Origin of the sequence: Polynucleobacter sp. JS-JIR-II-50 (assembly GCF_018687895.1) — a bacterium.
In the GTDB taxonomy this organism is placed as follows: Bacteria; Pseudomonadota; Gammaproteobacteria; order Burkholderiales; family Burkholderiaceae; genus Polynucleobacter.
Genome location: NZ_CP061307.1, coordinates 1199948 through 1222380, shown reverse-complemented (window position 1 = coordinate 1222380; position 22433 = coordinate 1199948). Strand labels below are relative to the sequence as shown.

At 48.0% G+C, this 22433-nt stretch carries 1 protein-coding gene (cut by a window edge); it reads left to right on the top strand.

The features are described 5' to 3' along the window. Positions 1-22433: part of an autotransporter-associated beta strand repeat-containing protein coding region (locus FD963_RS06195; protein WP_215361157.1), annotated on the top strand (this coding region is incomplete at its 3' end). Its footprint begins 11912 nt before the window's first position; the window shows 22433 of its 34345 annotated nt.

Here is a 22433-nt window from a genome sequence, read left to right as displayed (position 1 = left end):
CACATCAATTAATGCTGGCACTTTATTAGTCTCTGCAGATAACAACCTTGGAACTGCACCAAGCTCAGCTACCGCCGGTAACATTACTTTTAATGGTGGCACTTTAAAAACTACCAGCACATTTACTCTGGATGCTAATCGTGGCATAGCCATGACTGGTAATGGCGGTATTAATGTCGATGGTTCAACAACATTAACTTACGGCGGCATCATTTCTGGCGCCGGTAGCTTTACTAAATCCGGTACAGGTGCATTGCTCCTGTCAGGCAACAGTACCTTTACTGGTGCAACCAATATCAATGCTGGTACTGTAGCTGTAAGCCATAGCAATGCGTTAGGTACTTCTGCTGGTGGAGTGGTTATTGCTAGCGGTGCAACCTTGTCTCTTTCTGGTGATATCACTATTTCTGATGCAATCAGCGTAGCTGGCACCGGCGTTGGAGGTAATGGCGCAATTGTGAATACCTCAGGTGCTAACAGCATTACTGGTGCGGTGACACTTACAGCGGCAAGTACAATCAAGACTACCTCTGGAACGCTTATTTTTGATGTAGCAAGTGGCAATGGTTTCACTGGAAACTTTGATCTCACCATTGATGGATCGGGTAACACTACTATTACCGATCCTATTGCTACAGGTACGGGCGGTGTGATTAAGAATGGTTCTGGCACACTAAACATGACTGGTGCCAATACCTACACTGGTGATACCACCCTAAATGCTGGTGCCCTAAGTTTTAATACCATTACCTCGAATTCTTTAACTATTAATTCTGGTACTACAGTGATTTTGGGTACGTCTGGTGTGATTTCAGATACAGCAGCCGTGACTGTTAATGGTACGTTTGATCTGAACGGCTACTCAGAGACAGTTGGCTCTATCGCTGGCACTGGCTTGATTACTAGCTCAAGAGTGGGTACTCCAACCTTAACTGTGGGTGGCGATAACTCTACAACCACATTTAGCGGCGTCTTGGAAAATGGCTTATCAACAGTTTCCTTAACCAAGCTTGGAACCGGCATATTGACGCTCGGTACATCCAATACCTATACCGGCGTAACCACTGTTGGCGGTGGTGCAATAGCGATTGGCGCTGATACTAGTTTGGGCGTTGCGCCTGGCTCAGCTACAACGGGCCAATTAGTATTGGATGGCGGTAGCCTGAATGCCACCAACAGCTTCACATTAAGTGCTAATCGCGGTATTTCATTAACTGGCGCTACATCTATTGATGTAGCTAGCACGAAGACTCTGACCTATAACGGCGTGATGGCTGGTGCAGGTAATTTCACGAAATCTGGTGCGGGTACTTTAATTCTTGGCGGCGCAAATCAAAATAACGGAACCTTTGCGGTTACTGCTGGAGCAGTTACTCTGAACGTGGCCGATGCTATTAGTGCTGTTAGTTCTGTTTCGTTAACCAATGCTGCTGGAGTTGCTATCAACCTGGGTGGTAATAACCAAACCTTTACTGCGCTGAGTGGCGGTGGATCAACTGGTGGCAATATTTCTCTCGGTAGTGCAGTGCTCACTATTAATAGTGGTGCAAATGCAACCTATGCAGGTGTAATTTCTGGTGTTGGCGGCTCTGTAATCAAAACTGGTTCTGCAGCACTCACTCTTTCTGGTGCCAATACATTTACTGGCGGTATTACTGTTAACGCGGGTTCTATCAAGGCAGGAGCAGCGACTACCGGCTCCATAACTAATGGTCCATTTGGTACGGGGACCGTCACCATCACCTCTGGCACTAGTCTTGATCTCAATGGCAATGCGATTGCAAATGCCTTAAGTATTGCCGGTACAGGCGATGGCACTACTGGCGCACTCTATAACAGCAGTGCTTCTGCAGGTTCCGCTAGCGGCGCAATGACATTAACAGGTGCTACTACGATCAAAACAACGGGTGCAATGACGCTCGGCACTATTAATGGTGCATATGCATTGACGGCTTACACCACCAGCACTGGGGCTATTACTTTTGGCGGTGCTATTGGCGGATCTGCAAACTTAGTAAGCCTTACTACAAACGCATCAGCAGGTTCCGCTGGAATCGTATTATCTGGTGGTGCAATCACAACTACTGGTGACTTAAGCTTGGGTAACACCATCACCTTGGCGGCCAACACAACCTTATCTAGTGGTAATACGATTACATTGGGCAATGCGCTCACCGGATCGGGCTACTCAATCACTATTACCAATAGCGCCATTATTAATGCGGCTCTATCGGGCCTATCTTCGATCTCCGTTGGTGGCACCACTAGCTTGGGCGGTAATGTCACCACTACTGGTACGCAAACCTATAGCGGTGCAGTCACACTCACTGGCGCTAATCGAACCTTGACTTCTAGCTCTAATGGCGCAATTAGCTTAGGCACATCCGATGGTGCATACGGCTTAACAATCAGTAATGGTAGCGGCGCAATTACTTTGGGCGCTGTCGGTGGCAGCTCACCGTTGACTACCTTGACCTTGCAAGGTACTGGCCTCAATACTCTGAACGGTGATATCAACACTAGCGGAGCCGTTGATCTTAAGGGCACATCACGTCAGACAGCCTTTGCTGCTAATCGCGCTATTACAACAACGAATAGCAGTGGTAATGGCAATATCACCTTAGGTACTTCCAATAGTGCCTACAGCTTGACGCTCAATGCAGGCAGTGGCGCAGTATCTTTGGGCGTTTTGGGAAGAACTGCTGATGGCCAAACTGGTGTCCCATTGGCAGCTGTCACTATTACTGGTACTGGCACTAATACACTTGCAGGCAATATCAGCTCAACAGGTAACGTCAATCTTGGAACTGGAAGAGCAACGAGCATCACCAGCTCACTCACCATTGGATCCGGTTCTGGTGCGATGACTTTGGGTGATCTGACTTTGGCTAATGGCATTAGCTTAGTTTTGGGTGATGCTGGATCCGGCAATATCTCTGTTACGAGCATCACCGGTCAAAGTGGAGGCACCTCAAATGTCACATTCAGTAATAGCGGCACCGTTAACGTTAGCGGTGACCTCAAAACTGGTATTGGCACCCTCTGGCTCAATAAGGTTGCTGGTAACGTCACTTTTGCTGGCTCAACACAGGTCACTCAGCTTAGAACTGATGGTAGCGCTACTTATAACATTAGCCTGACTGGTGCAAGCAATAGCATTGCCAGTTTCTATACCTCCACTCCATTTGAGACCACTGGTACTGTCACCATTGGAGATGAGGCAACAGATAGCTTTACGTATTCAGGCGGTGCATTTAATCCAAGTAGCCCAGCAACCCTTAGCTTGGCCGGCTCGATCATCACCAGTAATGTGACTGCTGGCAATGGCGCTGTGACTCTAGGAGATGCTAATACTGCCGTTACATTGGGTGCAGGCTTAACCGTTAATACCAGCGCAAGTAATTCCAATATCACTATAGCTAGCTCTGCAACCATTGCTGGAGCAGGTAAGGCCTTGACCCTCAATGCCGGCACAGGATCAATTTCGATTACCTCAGCCTTGAGCGGAATGGGTAACCTCATCTTTACCGGCAATGAAATTGATTGGTCTGCAGCTATTGCTGGAACTGGCACATTGACACTTAAGCCAACTACGGCAACCAACGTGATTAACGTTGGAGCCTCAAGCGATGCTGGCGCACCTACATTGGATCTCACTTCTGCTGAGTTGGCCCTTTTAGGCGGCACATTTACTGGCGTAACGATTGGCGGCGGCTCACAAAGCGGCAACATTAGTATTGCAGCCGCATCTTCATTTGCTAATCCAGTGACATTTACAACATCGGGTTCAACCATCTTGTCTGGCAATCTCACTGCAACTGGTTCTGCTGGCATAACAGTTACTAACGGATTGCAAGTTTCTGGCGCCGCTCGCACGATCACGAGCTCAACTGGCGATATCACTTTGGCTGCGGTAGATGCTACTGGTACTGCTTATGGCTTAACCCTGACAACAACCAGCGGAACGATTAATGTTGCAAGGGTAGGTGGAGTTGCTGCTTTAGCTTCATTAACCACTTCTGCTGGCGGAACAACTAACTTTACAGGCGCAGGTGTTACGACTACCGGCGCACAAACCTATAACAATGCAGTTACATTAGCGGCGGATAATGCTTTCGCTACAACAAATAGTGCTATTCAGTTCGCTGGCACAGTGAATAGCGCCACATCAACACCGCGTGCATTAACCGCAAATGCTGGAACATCTACGATCACCTTTACTGGTGCAGTAGGTGGTTCCCAAGGCTTGGGCAATATCTCTTTAACTAGCACTGGCACAACTACCATTAGCAGCACCGTAAATGCAGCAACATTTACTCAAAATTCCGTCACAGGAACAACCGCAATCAATGGCGGCAGTATTATCACCACAGGTGCACAGGCCTACGGAAATGCAGTAACCCTTGGCTCAGCCTTGACTACGCTATCCACCACAAATAGCAACATCACTTTCAGTAACGCGTTAAATAGCACCACATCAGCTAGGGCGCTTACATTAACTGCTGGATCAGGAGCGGTAAGCTTTAACGGAATCGTTGGCGGCACTCTTGCTTTGGGCGCAGTTAACAGCACTGCAGCAACAACTACTAATAGTGCCAATATTTCAGGTGCTGGCGCCTATGGCGTGACTGGTGCTGCAGCATTTAATGCGATAGTCAGTGGTGTGGCGAGTATTTCCGTATCTGGTGCTACAACCATTGGTGCAAATATCACCACCATCGGTGCTCAGACTTATAACGGAAACACCACCTTAACCGCCAATACCACGCTGACAACTACTAATAGTGATGTGAGCTTTGGTGGAACACTCAATGGCAATGCCGCAGGCAGGACATTAATCATTGCCGCTGGTACTGGCGCAGCAACCTTCACTGGTGCGGTTGGCGGCTCTTATGCCTTAGGTGCAACAAGCATTACTGCAGCAACAGCGACTAATAGCGCTACTTTTGCTGGTAACAGCACCTTAGGTATTACTGGTAACGCCGTGATGAATGGCGCTATCTCTGGCATCACTACTTTAAGTGTCTCTGGTACTTCTAGTATTGCCGCCAATATCACTAGCTCTAGCAACCAGACTTACACAGGCGCAGTGACGATCACTGGCTCATCCGTCACTCTCAATAGCTCTTCTAGTAACGGCACTGTACTCTTTAGCTCTACAGTCAATAGCGCTGCTACTGCTGCAAATCCGCTTACGGTATCTGCTGGATCTGGCAACATCACCTTTACCGGTGTAGTAGGCGGTGCAACCGATGGTGCACTGGGTGCCTTGACTGTCAATACCACTGGTACAAGCACCTTTAGTGCTGCAGTGACTGCCGCTTCAGTAACGACTGATGCTGGCGGTACTACTGCGATGAACGGTGGCACCATTATTACTACTGGTGCACAAACGTATAACGATGCGGTTACCTTGGGGGCTGCAACAACCCTGACTAGCAGCAGCTCTGGCGCAATCAATCTGGCCTCAACAGTTAATGGCGCTCAAACCCTAGCAATTAATACTGCTGGTGCTACTACCTTTGGTGGTGCAGTAGGCGCTAGCACGAACTTAACTAGCATTACAACCGATGCAGCTGGTACGGTGGCGATTAACGGTGGCACGATCACTACTACGGGTGCACAAACTTATAACGAAGCCGTGAGTTTAGGCGCTGCGACTACCTTGTCAGCATCAAGCATTACTACTAGCTCGACGATGGCCGCTGGCAGCAATGCAGTGACCTTCACAACCGATGCTATTGCCTTGGGTGGCAACCTGTCTGGTAGCTCCACCTTAACCATCCAGCCTAAGACTGCTGCAACTACGATTGCGATTGGTAGCGCGGCGACTGGCGCACTCAAACTCGATGATGCCGAGCTTGCTTACTTGGTAGATGGCTTTACCAATATCTACCTAGGTAGCACTACTGGCACTGGCGCGATTGCGGTGAACTACACCACGCCATATACCTTTACTGATCCACTGACGATCCGCAGCAATACCAGCGGCGGCGGTGCAATCACTGCTACGAGTGCGCTCAATACTGGTACTAATGCCTTGACCGTGACTAGCGGTGGTGCGGTATCTGTTGCCGGTATTACTTCTGGCAATCTAGCAATCACTGGTACTGGCATTACCCTAAATGGTGATATCACCACTAGCGGTACGCAAACCTATACCGGCGCAGTGACTTTGGGTAACTCGATCACCTTGGCTGCTACGAATAATGCTGTGACATTTAGTGGTAGCGGTTCTACTATTAACGGTGCTAAAGACTTCACAGTGAGCGCTGGTTCAGGTGCAATTAGCTTTGGTGGTGTAGTAGGGGGCTCAAGTGTTCTGTCTTCACTCACACTAACAACTACACACGCTACTGGTATTACCTTAAGTGGCAACATCACCACCATCGGTGCTCAGACTTATAACGGAAACACCACCTTAACCGCCAATACCACGCTGACAACTACTAATAGTGATGTGAGCTTTGGTGGAACACTCAATGGCAATGCCGCAGGCAGGACATTAATCATTGCCGCTGGTACTGGCGCAGCAACCTTCACTGGTGCGGTTGGCGGCTCTTATGCCTTAGGTGCAACAAGCATTACTGCAGCAACAGCGACTAATAGCGCTACTTTTGCTGGTAACAGCACCTTAGGTATTACTGGTAACGCCGTGATGAATGGCGCTATCTCTGGCATCACTACTTTAAGTGTCTCTGGTACTTCTAGTATTGCCGCCAATATCACTAGCTCTAGCAACCAGACTTACACAGGCGCAGTGACGATCACTGGCTCATCCGTCACTCTCAATAGCTCTTCTAGTAACGGCACTGTACTCTTTAGCTCTACAGTCAATAGCGCTGCTACTGCTGCAAATCCGCTTACGGTATCTGCTGGATCTGGCAACATCACCTTTACCGGTGTAGTAGGCGGTGCAACCGATGGTGCACTGGGTGCCTTGACTGTCAATACCACTGGTACAAGCACCTTTAGTGCTGCAGTGACTGCCGCTTCAGTAACGACTGATGCTGGCGGTACTACTGCGATGAACGGTGGCACCATTATTACTACTGGTGCACAAACGTATAACGATGCGGTTACCTTGGGGGCTGCAACAACCCTGACTAGCAGCAGCTCTGGCGCAATCAATCTGGCCTCAACAGTTAATGGCGCTCAAACCCTAGCAATTAATACTGCTGGTGCTACTACCTTTGGTGGTGCAGTAGGCGCTAGCACGAACTTAACTAGCATTACAACCGATGCAGCTGGTACGGTGGCGATTAACGGTGGCACGATCACTACTACGGGTGCACAAACTTATAACGAAGCCGTGAGTTTAGGCGCTGCGACTACCTTGTCAGCATCAAGCATTACTACTAGCTCGACGATGGCCGCTGGCAGCAATGCAGTGACCTTCACAACCGATGCTATTGCCTTGGGTGGCAACCTGTCTGGTAGCTCCACCTTAACCATCCAGCCTAAGACTGCTGCAACTACGATTGCGATTGGTAGCGCGGCGACTGGCGCACTCAAACTCGATGATGCCGAGCTTGCTTACTTGGTAGATGGCTTTACCAATATCTACCTAGGTAGCACTACTGGCACTGGCGCGATTGCGGTGAACTACACCACGCCATATACCTTTACTGATCCACTGACGATCCGCAGCAATACCAGCGGCGGCGGTGCAATCACTGCTACGAGTGCGCTCAATACTGGTACTAATGCCTTGACCGTGACTAGCGGTGGTGCGGTATCTGTTGCCGGTATTACTTCTGGCAATCTAGCAATCACTGGTACTGGCATTACCCTAAATGGTGATATCACCACTAGCGGTACGCAAACCTATACCGGCGCAGTGACTTTGGGTAACTCGATCACCTTGGCTGCTACGAATAATGCTGTGACATTTAGTGGTAGCGGTTCTACTATTAACGGTGCTAAAGACTTCACAGTGAGCGCTGGTTCAGGTGCAATTAGCTTTGGTGGTGTAGTAGGGGGCTCAAGTGTTCTGTCTTCACTCACACTAACAACTACACACGCTACTGGTATTACCTTAAGTGGCAACATCACCACCATCGGTGCTCAGACTTATAACGGAAACGTTTTCCTGGCTGGCGCCAACATTAATTTGGTTACCACCAATAGTGACGTCAACATTACAGGTAAGGTCGAGGGCGGCTCTGCTTCTGTAGATATGATCTTGCAGTTCTTGGGCGGTGGCACATATCTATATAACGGCACTTCATACACTGCTGGAAGTGGTTCCCAGCCAGCCGGTATTACTGTTTCATATAACTCTGGAACAGCCGCATATTCATGGACTCCATCAGTAACAACAACAGCCACAGTGTTGGTTGTTGGTGGCGGCGGTGGTGGTGGCTACGATGGCGCCGGCGGTGGCGGCGGTGGCGGCGTCATTTACACAACTTATGCAGTGTCATCTGGTTCCGCTTTGGCTGTTAGCGTTGGCGGTGGTGGTTTATATTCAAGCGCACAGGGTGGTCAAGCGAGCAATGGTGGTTCCTCAGCTTTCGGTACATTAACAGCGTTAGGCGGTGGTGGTGGTGGATCTAAACAGGCTAATGGCGTAGCTGGGGCTTCCGGTGGCGGCGGTGGTCATAACAATTCCACCAGTGGACAAACTGGCGGAGCTGGATCCTATGCAACTGATGGCTTAAGTTATACCTACGGTAACGCAGGCGGTACTTCTTATAACAGCGCAGGCGGTGGCGGTGGCGGTGCTGGAACTGCTGGTTCAAATGCCACAGATACTTTGGCCGGTAATGGAGGCCAGGGATATTACACCAATATCAGCGGGGCTTATGACTACTATGGTAGCGGCGGCGGCGGCGGTACATGGAGTTTATCTGCTGGAGGTAACGGAGGTACTAATGCTGGTAATGGTGCAGCAGCTAGTAATGTAGCGGTTACCAATCCAGTTGCCAATCGTGGCGGCGGCGGTGGCGGTAGTGGTAACTTGGGTGGCTCTCCACCAACACCGAGTTCTGGTGCTTCTGGGATTGTGATTGTTAATGCCAGCTCGACAGGAACTGGGTTAACAATCAATGCTGGATCCGGTGTAATTAGCCTGGGATCCACCGTTGGTGCAACTAACGCTTTATCGACACTGAGCTTAACCTCATCTGTTGGCATTAACCTCGGTGGCAATATCAGTACGGCTGGAACACAAACCTATACAGGTCCGGTAGTTGTTAAAGCCTCTACAACTGCTACTACAACCAACAGCGCTGTTCTCTTCTCCTCCACAGTCAATAGCTACGCTACTGCTGCTAATCCACTGACAGTTTCTGCTGGCTCTGGTAACGTGACCTTCACCGGTATCGTCGGTGGTGCAACAGATGGCGCTCTTGGTGCCTTGACTGTCAACACTACTGGCGCAACCACCTTTAGTGCCGCAGTCACAGCTGCTTCTGTAACAACCAATGCGGGCGGTACCGTAGCTCTCAATGGCGCTACAGTCACTACCTCTGGTGCACAAACCTATAACGATGCCGTTATTTTGGGTGTTGACACCACCTTAGCTGCAACTACAGCAACCTTCAAAGATACGGTGACTGGTGCTTATGGTCTTACCATTACCGGTAACGCAGTATTTGGTGATGCAACAGCCGATACCGTAACCTTAACTGGTGCTAATAAAGCCTTATCTGTATCAGGCACTTCAACCATTAACGCTAACATCACTACCAGTGGCGGTCAGACCTATGCCGGCGCTACTACCGTAGGCGCTGCATTAACACTCTCCGCTTCTAGCATTACTACAGGCTCTACCTTAGCGGCTAGCGGCAATGCATTGACCTTAACTACTGATGCGATTAGCTTAGGTGGCGCACTCTCTGGTAGTGCAGCGCTCGTAATTCAGCCAAAGACCGATGCAACGACGATCGGTTTAGGTAGTTCTATTACCTCAACCTCATGCGGTGGCGCTGCTTGTGCATTAGCGCTTGACGATACTGAGTTAGGTCGCTTGACTGATGGCTTTGCTTCAATCACGATTGGCAGCGCAACAGGTACTGGCGCAATTGCGATTAACTACACGACGCCTTATACCTTTACTGACCCAGTCACCATCCGTAGTAAAGCCACTTCAGGCGGCGGTTCAATTACTGCAAGTAGTGCATTGGCTAGCGGCACAAATAGCCTCACATTAAGTACTTATGGAGCAGTCTCCGTAGCGGGCATTACTTCTGGCACTCTAGCAATTACCGGTAACGGCATCACCTTAAATGGTGATATCACCACTAGTGGCACACAAACCTATACCGGTGCGGTGACTTTGGGTGCAGCTGTAAATACCTCATCTAAAGGCGCATCTTCAACTGGTAATGCCATCAGCTTTGGAAGCACTATTAATGGTGCTCAGGCATTTACAGTGGATGCTGGAGTAGGGGCTATTACCTTTAGCGGCGCTCTTGGTAATTCAACTGGCCTGGCTTCAATCTCATTAACAACAAGTCATGCAACTGGCATTACATTGACTGGTAATGTAACGACTACAGGAACTCAGACATATACCGGCGCAGTGAGATTGGCAACCAATATCACCCTGACTACTACTAATAGCAACGTAGGATTTGGCGGCACGCTGAATAGCGATGCTACTACCCGTACACTGAATATTGCTGCGGGTAGCGGAGCGGTTACCTTTACAGGCGCGGTTGGCGGTTCAGCTGCGCTAGGAGCAACAGCGATTACCGCAGCAACAACAACGAATAGTTCAACTTGGGTTGGTAATAGTACCTTGGCTATCACTGGTAACGCTGTAGTGAATGGCGCTATTTCTGGCATAACTACTTTAAGTGTCTCCGGCACTTCGAATATTGCTGCCAATATCACTAGCTCTAGCAATCAAGCTTATATCGGAGCCGTAACAATTACTGGCTCTGCAGTAAATCTGAATAGCTCCTCTAGTAACGGTACAGTCGCCTTCTCCTCCACAGTCAATAGCTACGCTACTGCTGCTAATCCACTGACAGTTTCTGCTGGCTCTGGTAACGTGACCTTCACCGGTATCGTCGGTGGTGCAACAGATGGCGCTCTTGGTGCCTTGACTGTCAACACTACTGGCGCAACCACCTTTAGTGCCGCAGTCACAGCTGCTTCTGTAACAACCAATGCGGGCGGTACCGTAGCTCTCAATGGCGCTACAGTCACTACCTCTGGTGCACAAACCTATAACGATGCCGTTATTTTGGGTGTTGACACCACCTTAGCTGCAACTACAGCAACCTTCAAAGATACGGTGACTGGTGCTTATGGTCTTACCATTACCGGTAACGCAGTATTTGGTGATGCAACAGCCGATACCGTAACCTTAACTGGTGCTAATAAAGCCTTATCTGTATCAGGCACTTCAACCATTAACGCTAACATCACTACCAGTGGCGGTCAGACCTATGCCGGCGCTACTACCGTAGGCGCTGCATTAACACTCTCCGCTTCTAGCATTACTACAGGCTCTACCTTAGCGGCTAGCGGCAATGCATTGACCTTAACTACTGATGCGATTAGCTTAGGTGGCGCACTCTCTGGTAGTGCAGCGCTCGTAATTCAGCCAAAGACCGATGCAACGACGATCGGTTTAGGTAGTTCTATTACCTCAACCTCATGCGGTGGCGCTGCTTGTGCATTAGCGCTTGACGATACTGAGTTAGGTCGCTTGACTGATGGCTTTGCTTCAATCACGATTGGCAGCGCAACAGGTACTGGCGCAATTGCGATTAACTACACGACGCCTTATACCTTTACTGACCCAGTCACCATCCGTAGTAAAGCCACTTCAGGCGGCGGTTCAATTACTGCAAGTAGTGCATTGGCTAGCGGCACAAATAGCCTCACATTAAGTACTTATGGAGCAGTCTCCGTAGCGGGCATTACTTCTGGCACTCTAGCAATTACCGGTAACGGCATCACCTTAAATGGTGATATCACCACTAGTGGCACACAAACCTATACCGGTGCGGTGACTTTGGCAACTGGCAATATTACCCTCTCAGGCACGAGCGCTACCTTTAACTCAACAGTAGCTGGTGGCACCAATGCTTTGGCCATTACCGGTAATGCAGTATTTAACGGTGCACTCTCCAATGTGACCAATCTATCTGTTTCTGGGACCACCACTATTAATGCTGCCAGCATTACTACTACAGGTTCTCAAACATATACAGGCGTTGTTACCGTTGCAACACCTGCGACTATTACAGCAAATACGCTGACCACAAGCTCAACTGTGGCTGCTTCTGCTAATAACTTAACGTTGTCTGTTGATGTCATTACATTAGGCGGAAATTTATCTGGTACAGGCGCTTTGGCAATTATTCCGAAGACTCTGACTAGAGGTATTTATCTAGGTTCCGCAGATAACACTATATCTACCGTCCTAAATCTGAAGACTGCAGATATTGCCTATCTGGTTGATGGCTTTAGCGGCATCACGATAGGTGGAGTTGGCTACTCAGGTGCTATCACCTCACAATCCAACCTTAGCTTTAAAGACCCAGTGACCTTTACCTCCAGCAATACGATGACATTGAGTCACGATCTTGCCGCTGCAAGTTCTACAAATGCGGCATTTACAGTTGGCGGTCCTTTAACCTGGAATGCAGGAAGCATCACAACCAGTTCTGGTCCAGTAACTCTCAATGGTGACATCGTATTGGGTGGTAGCGGTACTCGCGCTATTACTACCGCAAGCGGAATTATCACGATTGGCGCATCAACATCCAATACGGTAACTGGTAACAGTACAAACCTGACATTGAATAGTGGTTCTGCAGCAATCAATGTGAATTCTGCATTAAATGGTATTGGCGCTCTTGGGCTTGGAACCACTGGTCAAGCAGGTTTAATAACAACGAATGGTGTCATTACTGCTACAAGTTTGGTAACAGGTAATACTGCCTACAACATTATTCTGAATAATGGCTCAAACGGCACTAGTGTAATTGGTACAACAGGTTCGAATTCTTATAGCTTGGTATTTAACAATACCGGCACCTTAACAATTAATAGTCAAACTGGCGATACATTTGCTGTATTAGGCTCTTTGACAATTTCTGCACCAAGCGCCTTGAATGTAATGGGCACAGTTCAAACATCTGGTGATATGACTATTGGAAGCTCAGTCAATATGGCCGGCAACGTTTCGCTTGATACAACCGGAAATACATCCGGTATTTCCGGTTTAGGTACAGGTGGCAATGCGACAGTAAACGGCAGTATTTCAGCAAATACAGCCGGGTTAACGCTTTCTATCAAGACGGGTGCCGGAAGCTTTAATGCTGCAGCAGACGTAGGCAATGGAAATGGTTCATCTACTAGTTATATATCCGGTGGCACTACGTGGGTAACTACATCTAACGGCACCAATCCTTACCAGATGACTATTAACTTGGGTCAAACTTGGACCTATCAGGCTGATTACATGGTTAATTCTGGCGGCCTTGATTCGGGTGGATTAAATACCATCTTCTCTTACGGAAACTACACTGACGGCATTCTAGTAAGAACTTTGCGTGGTGACAATTTATATCTGAAAAATGTACAGCCTGGGGGCTCCAGTGGTGTGGATTTATTTGGTTGCGGATCATGTGGATCAGGTAGCGCGTATGTCACCATCAAAATTACCTATAGTTATGACGGTACAAACGGTACTCTCAATATCTATTCAAATAATGTACTCAAAATGTCTGCTACAGCTGCAGGCCAATTGACGCCATCATCTAATTTATTGAGTATTGGTAGCGCATATCATGCTCATAATGAAGGCTTAAATGCCACTATCAAGAACCTATCAATCTCTTCAACTGCATCTGTTGCGAATACTTTAGGCACGATTGCAATTGATGCGTCCCAAACTGGTGCTGTGAGTTTTGGTGGCCAAGTCGGTGTACAAAGCTTAACCACTGGATCAGGCGCCTATAACCTTGCTTTTACTGGGGCCTCAACAGCGATCTCCAATGCAACAGCATTTGGTAATACAGGCTCGTTGACTCTGGGAGATGCAAGCACTGATACATTTGCCTTTAGCGGTGGATTTACCGCGACTGCGCCAAGCTCAATTTCTTTAGCTGGAGCATTTACAAGTAGTGGCCCAACTACTATTGGTACATCAAGCACCTCTATTGGATTGACGGCCGCTACAACTATTAATACTTCTGGCGGTTCTAGCACATCTAATAGAGCGTTGACTCTAGCGGCGCCTTTGACTGGTGACAATATTGCCTTGACCTTAACTTCTGGTACTGGTGTGATTACTACCGCAGCAATGGGTAGTAGTGGTCATGGTCTGGGTGCATTAACTTTCTTTGGCGATGAGTTCAACCCAACAGCCGATGTTTATGGTCAATCGACATTGGTGATTAAGCCATATACCAGCGGTAATACGATTGTGGTTGGCGGCTCTAATAACAATACCGATACTGTTTTAAATATCACAGCTACCGAGCTTGCTTATCTGAAGAATGGCTTCACTGGCATGACTATCGGTTCACCAACTACTGGTCAGATCACCATCTCCACCAACATGAATGTGGTTGATCCATTGGTATTGGATACCAATGGTGCCAATATCTCGGTTGGTGCAGACATGATTGCGGTTGGGGATGCAACATTTACCTTTAATGACCCAGTAGTCATCTCTGGTAGCGTCACCATGATTACTGCTAACCAGGCCTTGTCATTCTCGAGCAATCTAAACGGAACTACGGCCGGGGCTGAGAATTTAAATCTTCAAACTGGAACAGGTAACATTACATTTAGCGGCTTGGTAGGTAACGTAGTGCCGTTGAATGTGGTTTCATTGGATAGCTCCGGAACCATTACTATTAATCAGCCTATTACTAGCACCAGTTTCTTAACTGGCTCAGCTGGTACAACTGTTATTGATACACCCACCGTAACTACGGTTGGTACTCAATCGTTTAATAACTCAGTATTAATTAAACAAAATACTGTTTTCTCAACAACGAATAGCAACATCACCTTTAATGGCACTATCAATAGCTATGACAATACTTCTGCGCGTACGGTAGGTATCAATGCCGGTACAGCAACGGTAGCTATTAATGGGGCAGTGGGTGGCTCGAATGTGTTGGGTGCAACCAGCATCACTGGCGGCACCGTAAATATTGGCGCTAGTGGCACTATCAACATGGGGGCTAATGCCTTAACCATTACAACTAATGCCTTAGATATTGGCGCGTCAATTACCGGCACTTCAACTCTAACGATTGCGCCAAAAACAGCGACAACTACAATCGGTTTGGGTACATTAGCTACGGGTGACCTGCATTTAAATGACACTGAGCTTGGTCTCCTGACAAACGGTTTCTCTTCTATTACCTTTGGATCAGCCACGGCAACTGGAAAAATTACTGCTGCTGAATACACTTACCTAGATAACATTAAGTTATTGAACTATGGTGTAGGTAGTGGTGGTATTGAGTTCATTGCTCCAGTAAGCGTTGGAAGCAATAACCTCACTCTCTACACAACGGGATCAGTGACGCAAGCAAGTGGTGCGCCTATTATCGCGGCCGGACTTGAGCTTCTTGGTACTGGTGGTATCTACACCTTAACCAACACTGGTAACGCTATTACTACCTTGGCAGGTAATACCGGCACTGTTTCCTTCTTGGAAAATAGTGGCTTTGCGATCGGTACAGTCAATACTGTTGGATTTACTGCTGCTACTAGCTTGACATTAAGCTCTACTGGAACAGTTACTCAGTCTAATTTGATTAGCAGCCCAAGTCTTTTACTCTTGGGTTCTGGCGGTACTTACACCTTAACCAATACCTCTAATGCCATTACAACCTTGGCAGCCAATACCGGTACTGTTTCATTCTTGGAAAATAGTGGCTTTGCGATTGGTACAGTCGGTTCAACAAATGGTGTGACTGCAACGACCTTGACATTGAGCTCAACTGGTACGGTGACTCAGTCACAAGCATTAACACTCACCAATCTAGAACTCCTCGGTACTGGTGGTATCTACACCTTAACCAACACTGGTAACGCCATTACTACCTTGGCAGGTAATACCGGCACTGTTTCTTTGGTTGATAACGGCGGATTTGATATTGGCACCGTCAATACCATTGGTTTGACAGCTAGCACTAGTGTGACGCTGAACTCCACTGGAGCAGTTACTCAGTCTAATTTGATTAGCACCCCAAGTCTCTTGCTTCTAGGTTCTAGCGGTGCTTATACATTAACCAACACTTCTAATGCCATTACCACTTTGGCAGCTAATACCGGCACGGTTTCCTTCTTGGAAAATAGTGGCTTTGCGATTGGTACAGTCGGCTCAACAAATGGTGTGATTGCAACGACCTTGACATTGAGCTCAACTGGATCGGTTACACAAGCTCAGGCATTGACCGTTACCAATCTTGAGCTCTTAGGCACCAATGGTAATTACACCTTAACCAACGCTGGTAACGCCATTACTACCTTGGCAGGTAATACCGGCACTGTTTCCTTCTTGGAAAATAGTGGCTTTGCGATCGGTACAGTCAATACTGTTGGATTTACTGCTGCTACTAGCTTGACATTAAGCTCTACTGGAACAGTTACTCAGTCTAATTTGATTAGCAGCCCAAGTCTTTTACTCTTGGGTTCTGGCGGTACTTACACCTTAACCAATACCTCTAATGCCATTACAACCTTGGCAGCCAATACCGGTACTGTTTCATTCTTGGAAAATAGTGGCTTTGCGATTGGTACAGTCGGTTCAACAAATGGTGTGACTGCAACGACCTTGACATTGAGCTCAACTGGTACGGTGACTCAGTCACAAGCATTAACACTCACCAATCTAGAACTCCTCGGTACTGGTGGTATCTACACCTTAACCAACACTGGTAACGCCATTACTACCTTGGCAGGTAATACTGGTACTGTTTCCTTCTTGGAGAACAGTGGCTTTGCGATCGGCACTGTGAATACAGTCGGCCTCACCACTACAGGCAACATCACCCTAAGTTCTACCGGTACCGTAACCCAGTCACAAAAAGTAGCAGCTGTTGGTTTGGAATTGCTTGGCGCCAATGGTATTTACACCTTAACTAACACTGGTAATGCCATCGCTACATTGGCAGGTAGCACTGGTACTGTTTCCTTCTTGGATAACGGTGGATTCGATATTGGTACCGTTAATACAGTTGGCCTGACTACTAGTGGCAATACCACTTTAAGTAGCGCTGGAACAGTAACCCAATCCAATTTAATCGCTGCTGCCGGATTAGAGCTCCTCGGTTCAGGCGGCGCTTATACCTTCACAAATACCTCTAATGCCATCACGACTTTGGCAGGTAACACTGGCACTGTTTCCTTCTTGGAGAACAGCGGCTTTGCAGTTGGTACCGTGAATACGGTTGGTTTGACAACCACTGGCAATTTAACGCTCAGTAGCACGGGCGGCATCTCATTTGGCGCAAATATTTCAAGTGGAGCTGGTAATCAATCCTATACCGGCCCAATCACACTGACTAATGCGGTGACCCTATCGTCAACAACTGGCTCAATTGAGTTTGTTGGCAATACATCCACAATTAATGGTGCTCAAGCCTTCACTATTAGCTCAACAAGCGGCCCCGTCACTTTTGCTACTGCAATTGGTAATTCGACAAACCTGAGCAGCTTGAGTATTACCACTGCGGGTGATATTTCAATTGGCGGAAACATTACTACTATAGGTACTCAAACCTATTCTGGTCCTGTGGTAATAGCTGCCGATGCGACTCTGAATTCAGTTGGATCTAGCGCATTAAATACAACTTATAACTATTCTGGGTCTGTGCAAACTGTAACGATTGCCGGAAATTCAGTAACTGTAGAGTTGGTGGGTGGTGCGGGTGGTAAGGGTGGCGATGACGGTCAAATAGGCGCAAGCACGGGTGTTTCAGGCCGTTATATTGCGACCCTTTCTGTAACACCAGGTACGGTATTGCAACTTGCCCCTGGTGGCGGCGGGACAACCAGTGTTTCAGCCCCTAGCGGATTAACTGCCGGAGGCACTAATGCTCTAGGCGTTGGTAATGGTGGAACCGGTGGTGACGATGGCCCAAGTGGTTGGTCGGGCGGTGGCGGTGGCGGTGGCGCTGCTTCAGTTATTCGTATTGGCGTAAGTGGTGCCGATTATATTTTTGCTGGCGGCGCAGGTGGCGGTGGCGGTACAGGTCAAGCTGCAGGGGTGACAGCAGGTGCGGATGCAGGTCGTTATCAATCTGTTGGTACTTATGCCGGTGCAGCTGGTCCAAGCACGACTAGTGGCGATGGTGGTGGATCTGGTGGTGGCGGTGGCGGTCTTCGAGGCGGTTTGACAACTTCGCCGCTCGCATATAGCGAATGGACTGGTCAGGGTGGTAACCGTGGTCTGAATGGCGTCACATCTGGCGTTAGTGTCAGCAGCGTAACAGATACGACAACTTTGTTATCGAACAGCGCTAATGGCTACATCATTCTGACTACAACAGGAGTTACTCCTGGCATTACCTTTGGTGGAACCGTCAATGGAAATAAAGCGCTTACCGTTTCAGCTGCTGGAGGTAACGTCACATTTAGCGGTGCCGTCGGATCAAGTCAGGCACTGGGTGCCTTGGCCGTTAACTCTACGGGTACTACAACATTTAGTGCTGCGGTATCAGCAGCATCCGTAACCACCAATACTGGCGGCACGACTGCAATTAACGGTGGTTCTATAACTACTGCTGGTGCGCAAACGTATAACGATGCAGTTACCTTGGGTGCTGCAACAACACTCAATACTACTGATAGCAATATTGTTTTTGCTACAACCTTAAATAGCTCTAGCTTAGCTAAGGCGCTGACGATAGGTGCTGGTACAGGTAGTGTTACTTTCACTGGTACTGTAGGTAACTTAGTTGCTCTGGGCGCTACAAATATCACGGCGGCTACAACAACTAATAGTTCGACCTTGGTTGGCGCTGGTGTCTATGCTATTACAGGTAATGCGGTTGTTAATGGTGCGATTTCAGGAGTTACTAATCTCTCAGTATCTGGCACTACTAACATTGGCGCCAATATCACTACAACTGGCACCCAGCTTTATAGTGGTGCGGTAACCCTTACTGCAAATACTGCATTAGCAACCACCGATAGTAATGTGACATTTAATGGCACATTAAATAGCAATAACAGTACCGCTAAAACACTTTCGATTAATGCTGGTAATGGCGCTGTAGCCATGAACGGAGTAGTCGGCGGCACATCTACTACTGTTTTGGGTGCTACAACTATTACTGCTGGTACCTTTACTACTGGAGCTTCAGGCTCTATTGCGATGGGTGCTAACACATTAACCATCAATACTGATGCCATTAACCTTGGTGCTGCAATCTCAGGTACTTCTACGCTCACGATTGCACCGAAGACCGCAACTACAACCATTGGTTTGGGTAGTGCTGCAGCCGGTACATTAAACCTCGATGACACTGAATTGGGTTATCTAAGCAATGGATTTAGCAGCATTACCTTTGGATCAGCCAGTGCAACTGGAAAAATCACAGCAGGCACATTCACCTATAGTGATTACATCAAGCTCTACAACTATGGAGCAAGCAGTGGCGGCATTGAGTTTATCGGTGCATTTAATACTGGCTCAGATAATTTAACTCTCTATACAACAGGCTCAGTCACTCAGGGCGTTAGTGGATCCATTAGTGCTGCAGGTCTTGAACTGCTTGGTACAGGTGCGAGCTACACGTTGACTAACACTAGCAACGCTATTACTACTTTGGCGGGTAGCACTGGCAGTGTTTCTTTCCTAGAAAATAGTGGCTTTGCGATCGGCACGGTTAATACAGTAGGCCTCACTACTACAGGTAACACCACATTGAGTTCTGCCGGTACCGTTACCCAGTCACAAAAAGTGGCTGCGTCTGGTTTGGAGCTCTTGGGTAGCGGTACATTCACCCTGACTAATACAGGCTCAGCAAATGCCATTACTACCTTGGCTGCTAATGCTGGCGTAGTGTCATTTACCCAAGGAACTGCATATACAGTAGGTAGCGTAAATTCTGTCGGCATTACTACTACGGGTAATCTTGCGCTGGTTGGTTCTGCGGGCATGACGATTGGTGCCAATATTTCTTCTGGGGTGGGTACTCAGACCTATACCGGTCCAATAACACTTTCTACTGGCGCCATAACTCTGACTTCAGTTGATGCAGCAATTGTATTTAGCGGTTCTACAGCTACTATTAATGGCGCACGTGACCTGACTATCAACAGTGGTACAGCACGCATCACCTTTGGTGGAACAGTAGGGCAATCAACTGCTATTAGCAGTCTTACATTGCAGGGTACAGGTGATAACTATCTACCATCCGCTATTACTGCTACTGGCAATATTGACTTGAAGGGTACTTCTCGTACTAATCCGTTGCAAGTCAATTCCAGCATTACAAGCTCTAGCAACGGTAACGTAACGCTGGGTGATACCACCGGCGTGTTTAGCCTTGGAATTAGCAATGGCTCTGGCTATATTAGTTTGGCTGCAGTCGGATCATCTTCATCTAAATTAACCACCTTCACGCTTTATGGCACAGGTATCAATAAGTTATATGGCGCCATTAATACTACTGGGGCAGTTGATCTGAAGGGCTCATCAAGAACAACCCAATTGTTCTCTGATGTCACTATCAATACGACAAACTCAGACGTTACTGCTGGAACAATTAATGGTGGAACTGGAACCGCTGATGGCACTTATGCCTTTAATGTTAACAATGGCACAGGCAATATCGTTGCTGGTAATGCCGGCCTAGTTATTAAGCTCAAATCATTGGCATTTACTGGTACAGGTAATACCAATATTGGCACGGTAGATCCTACCAACGGCTATGACTTGGGTGCTGATCGCGGCCTAACACTGAATGCTGATACTTCCTATTACAACCCGAACGTTGATGTCATCTTGGGTGCAATTACCTTAGGCGATAACGTCACTCTGACATTGGGTAATGGTGGTCCGGGCCTGATATCAGTGAAGTCCATCTCAGGTACAGCAACCAGTACGCCTGGAGTCCTATCTGGCGCATCCAATATTGTGGTTAACTCAGTTGGTACAGTGCGCGTTCTAGGTAATGTTGGCACAGACATAGGAACCATCACCATTAGTAATTCTGGTGGCACAACGTTCAGCGGTACGGTAGATGCAGCCACACTAGCGATTACTAGTACAACTGCCAGCAATACTGTTGCCTTTAGTGGCAACCTCACTCTCACAACCGGTATGACAGTTGGGGCAGGATCAGCGGCCTATAACGTTGCAATTAATGGTGGCACAAATACTATTGCCGGCACTACGACCTTTAATAACACCGGCACGCTAGCTTTAGGAAACGGCAGTGACACGATAAACTTCACTGGCGGTGTTGTAGCTACTGCGCCTAGTGCAATTAGCGTCAACGGCACAGTCACTGCAGCCGGTACCGGCGTCATTACATTGGGTGATTCAGATACGGCTGTAACGATTGATGGCATTTCTACTATTGGCGGCACTTCTACCGGTCAGATTACTGCCGGCGCCATTAACCTCAATAACAGCTTAACGCTCGGAACATTGTCTACACGTTCTAATGCCATAAGCCTGTCTAGCATTACTGGCCCTTCTACAGGTACGGCAGACCTCACGATTGTTACGGCTGGCACTGTTACCGTTGGCGGGGCAGTGGGCACCAATATCGGGACACTGACTATTACTAACTCTGGTGGTGCTACATTTAACGGCACCGTTTCAGCAGGAACTATTGCTCTTGCCGACAGCACTGATGCAACAACGATTGCCTTCAATGACAATCTGAGCGTTGCAACTGCATTGACTGTAAACGCTAGCGCGGGTGCAAATGCATTTAACGTTGCAATAAACGGTTCTAGCAACACCATCGCTGGTGCCACAACATTTGCAAATACCGGAACGGTTGCTTTAGGTAACGGCAGTGACACGATCAACTTCACTGGCGGTGTTGTAGCGACTGCGCCAAGTGGTATTGCTGTGAACGGTACTGTGACTGCTGCAGGTACTGGCCTCATCACTTTGGGTGATAGCAATACTGCTGTAACGATTGGTGGAACATCTACTATCGGTGGCACTTCTACCGGTCAGATCACAACTGGTGCAATTAACCTTAATAACAGCTTAACTGTAGGCGCTACTGCAGCTACCCCAATTACTTTAACTACTGTCACTGGTCCAAGCAGTGGTACTGCCGACCTGACGATTAATACTAGCGGTGCAGTAGCCGTAGGTGGGGCAGTGGGCACCAATATCGGCACACTCACCATTACCAACTCCGGTGGCACAACCTTTAGCGGTGCAGTCAGCGCGGCTTCCTTAGCAATTAGCAATGGCGTTGCGACAACTGCTGTGACCTTTAACGGCAACCTCACATTAACTACTG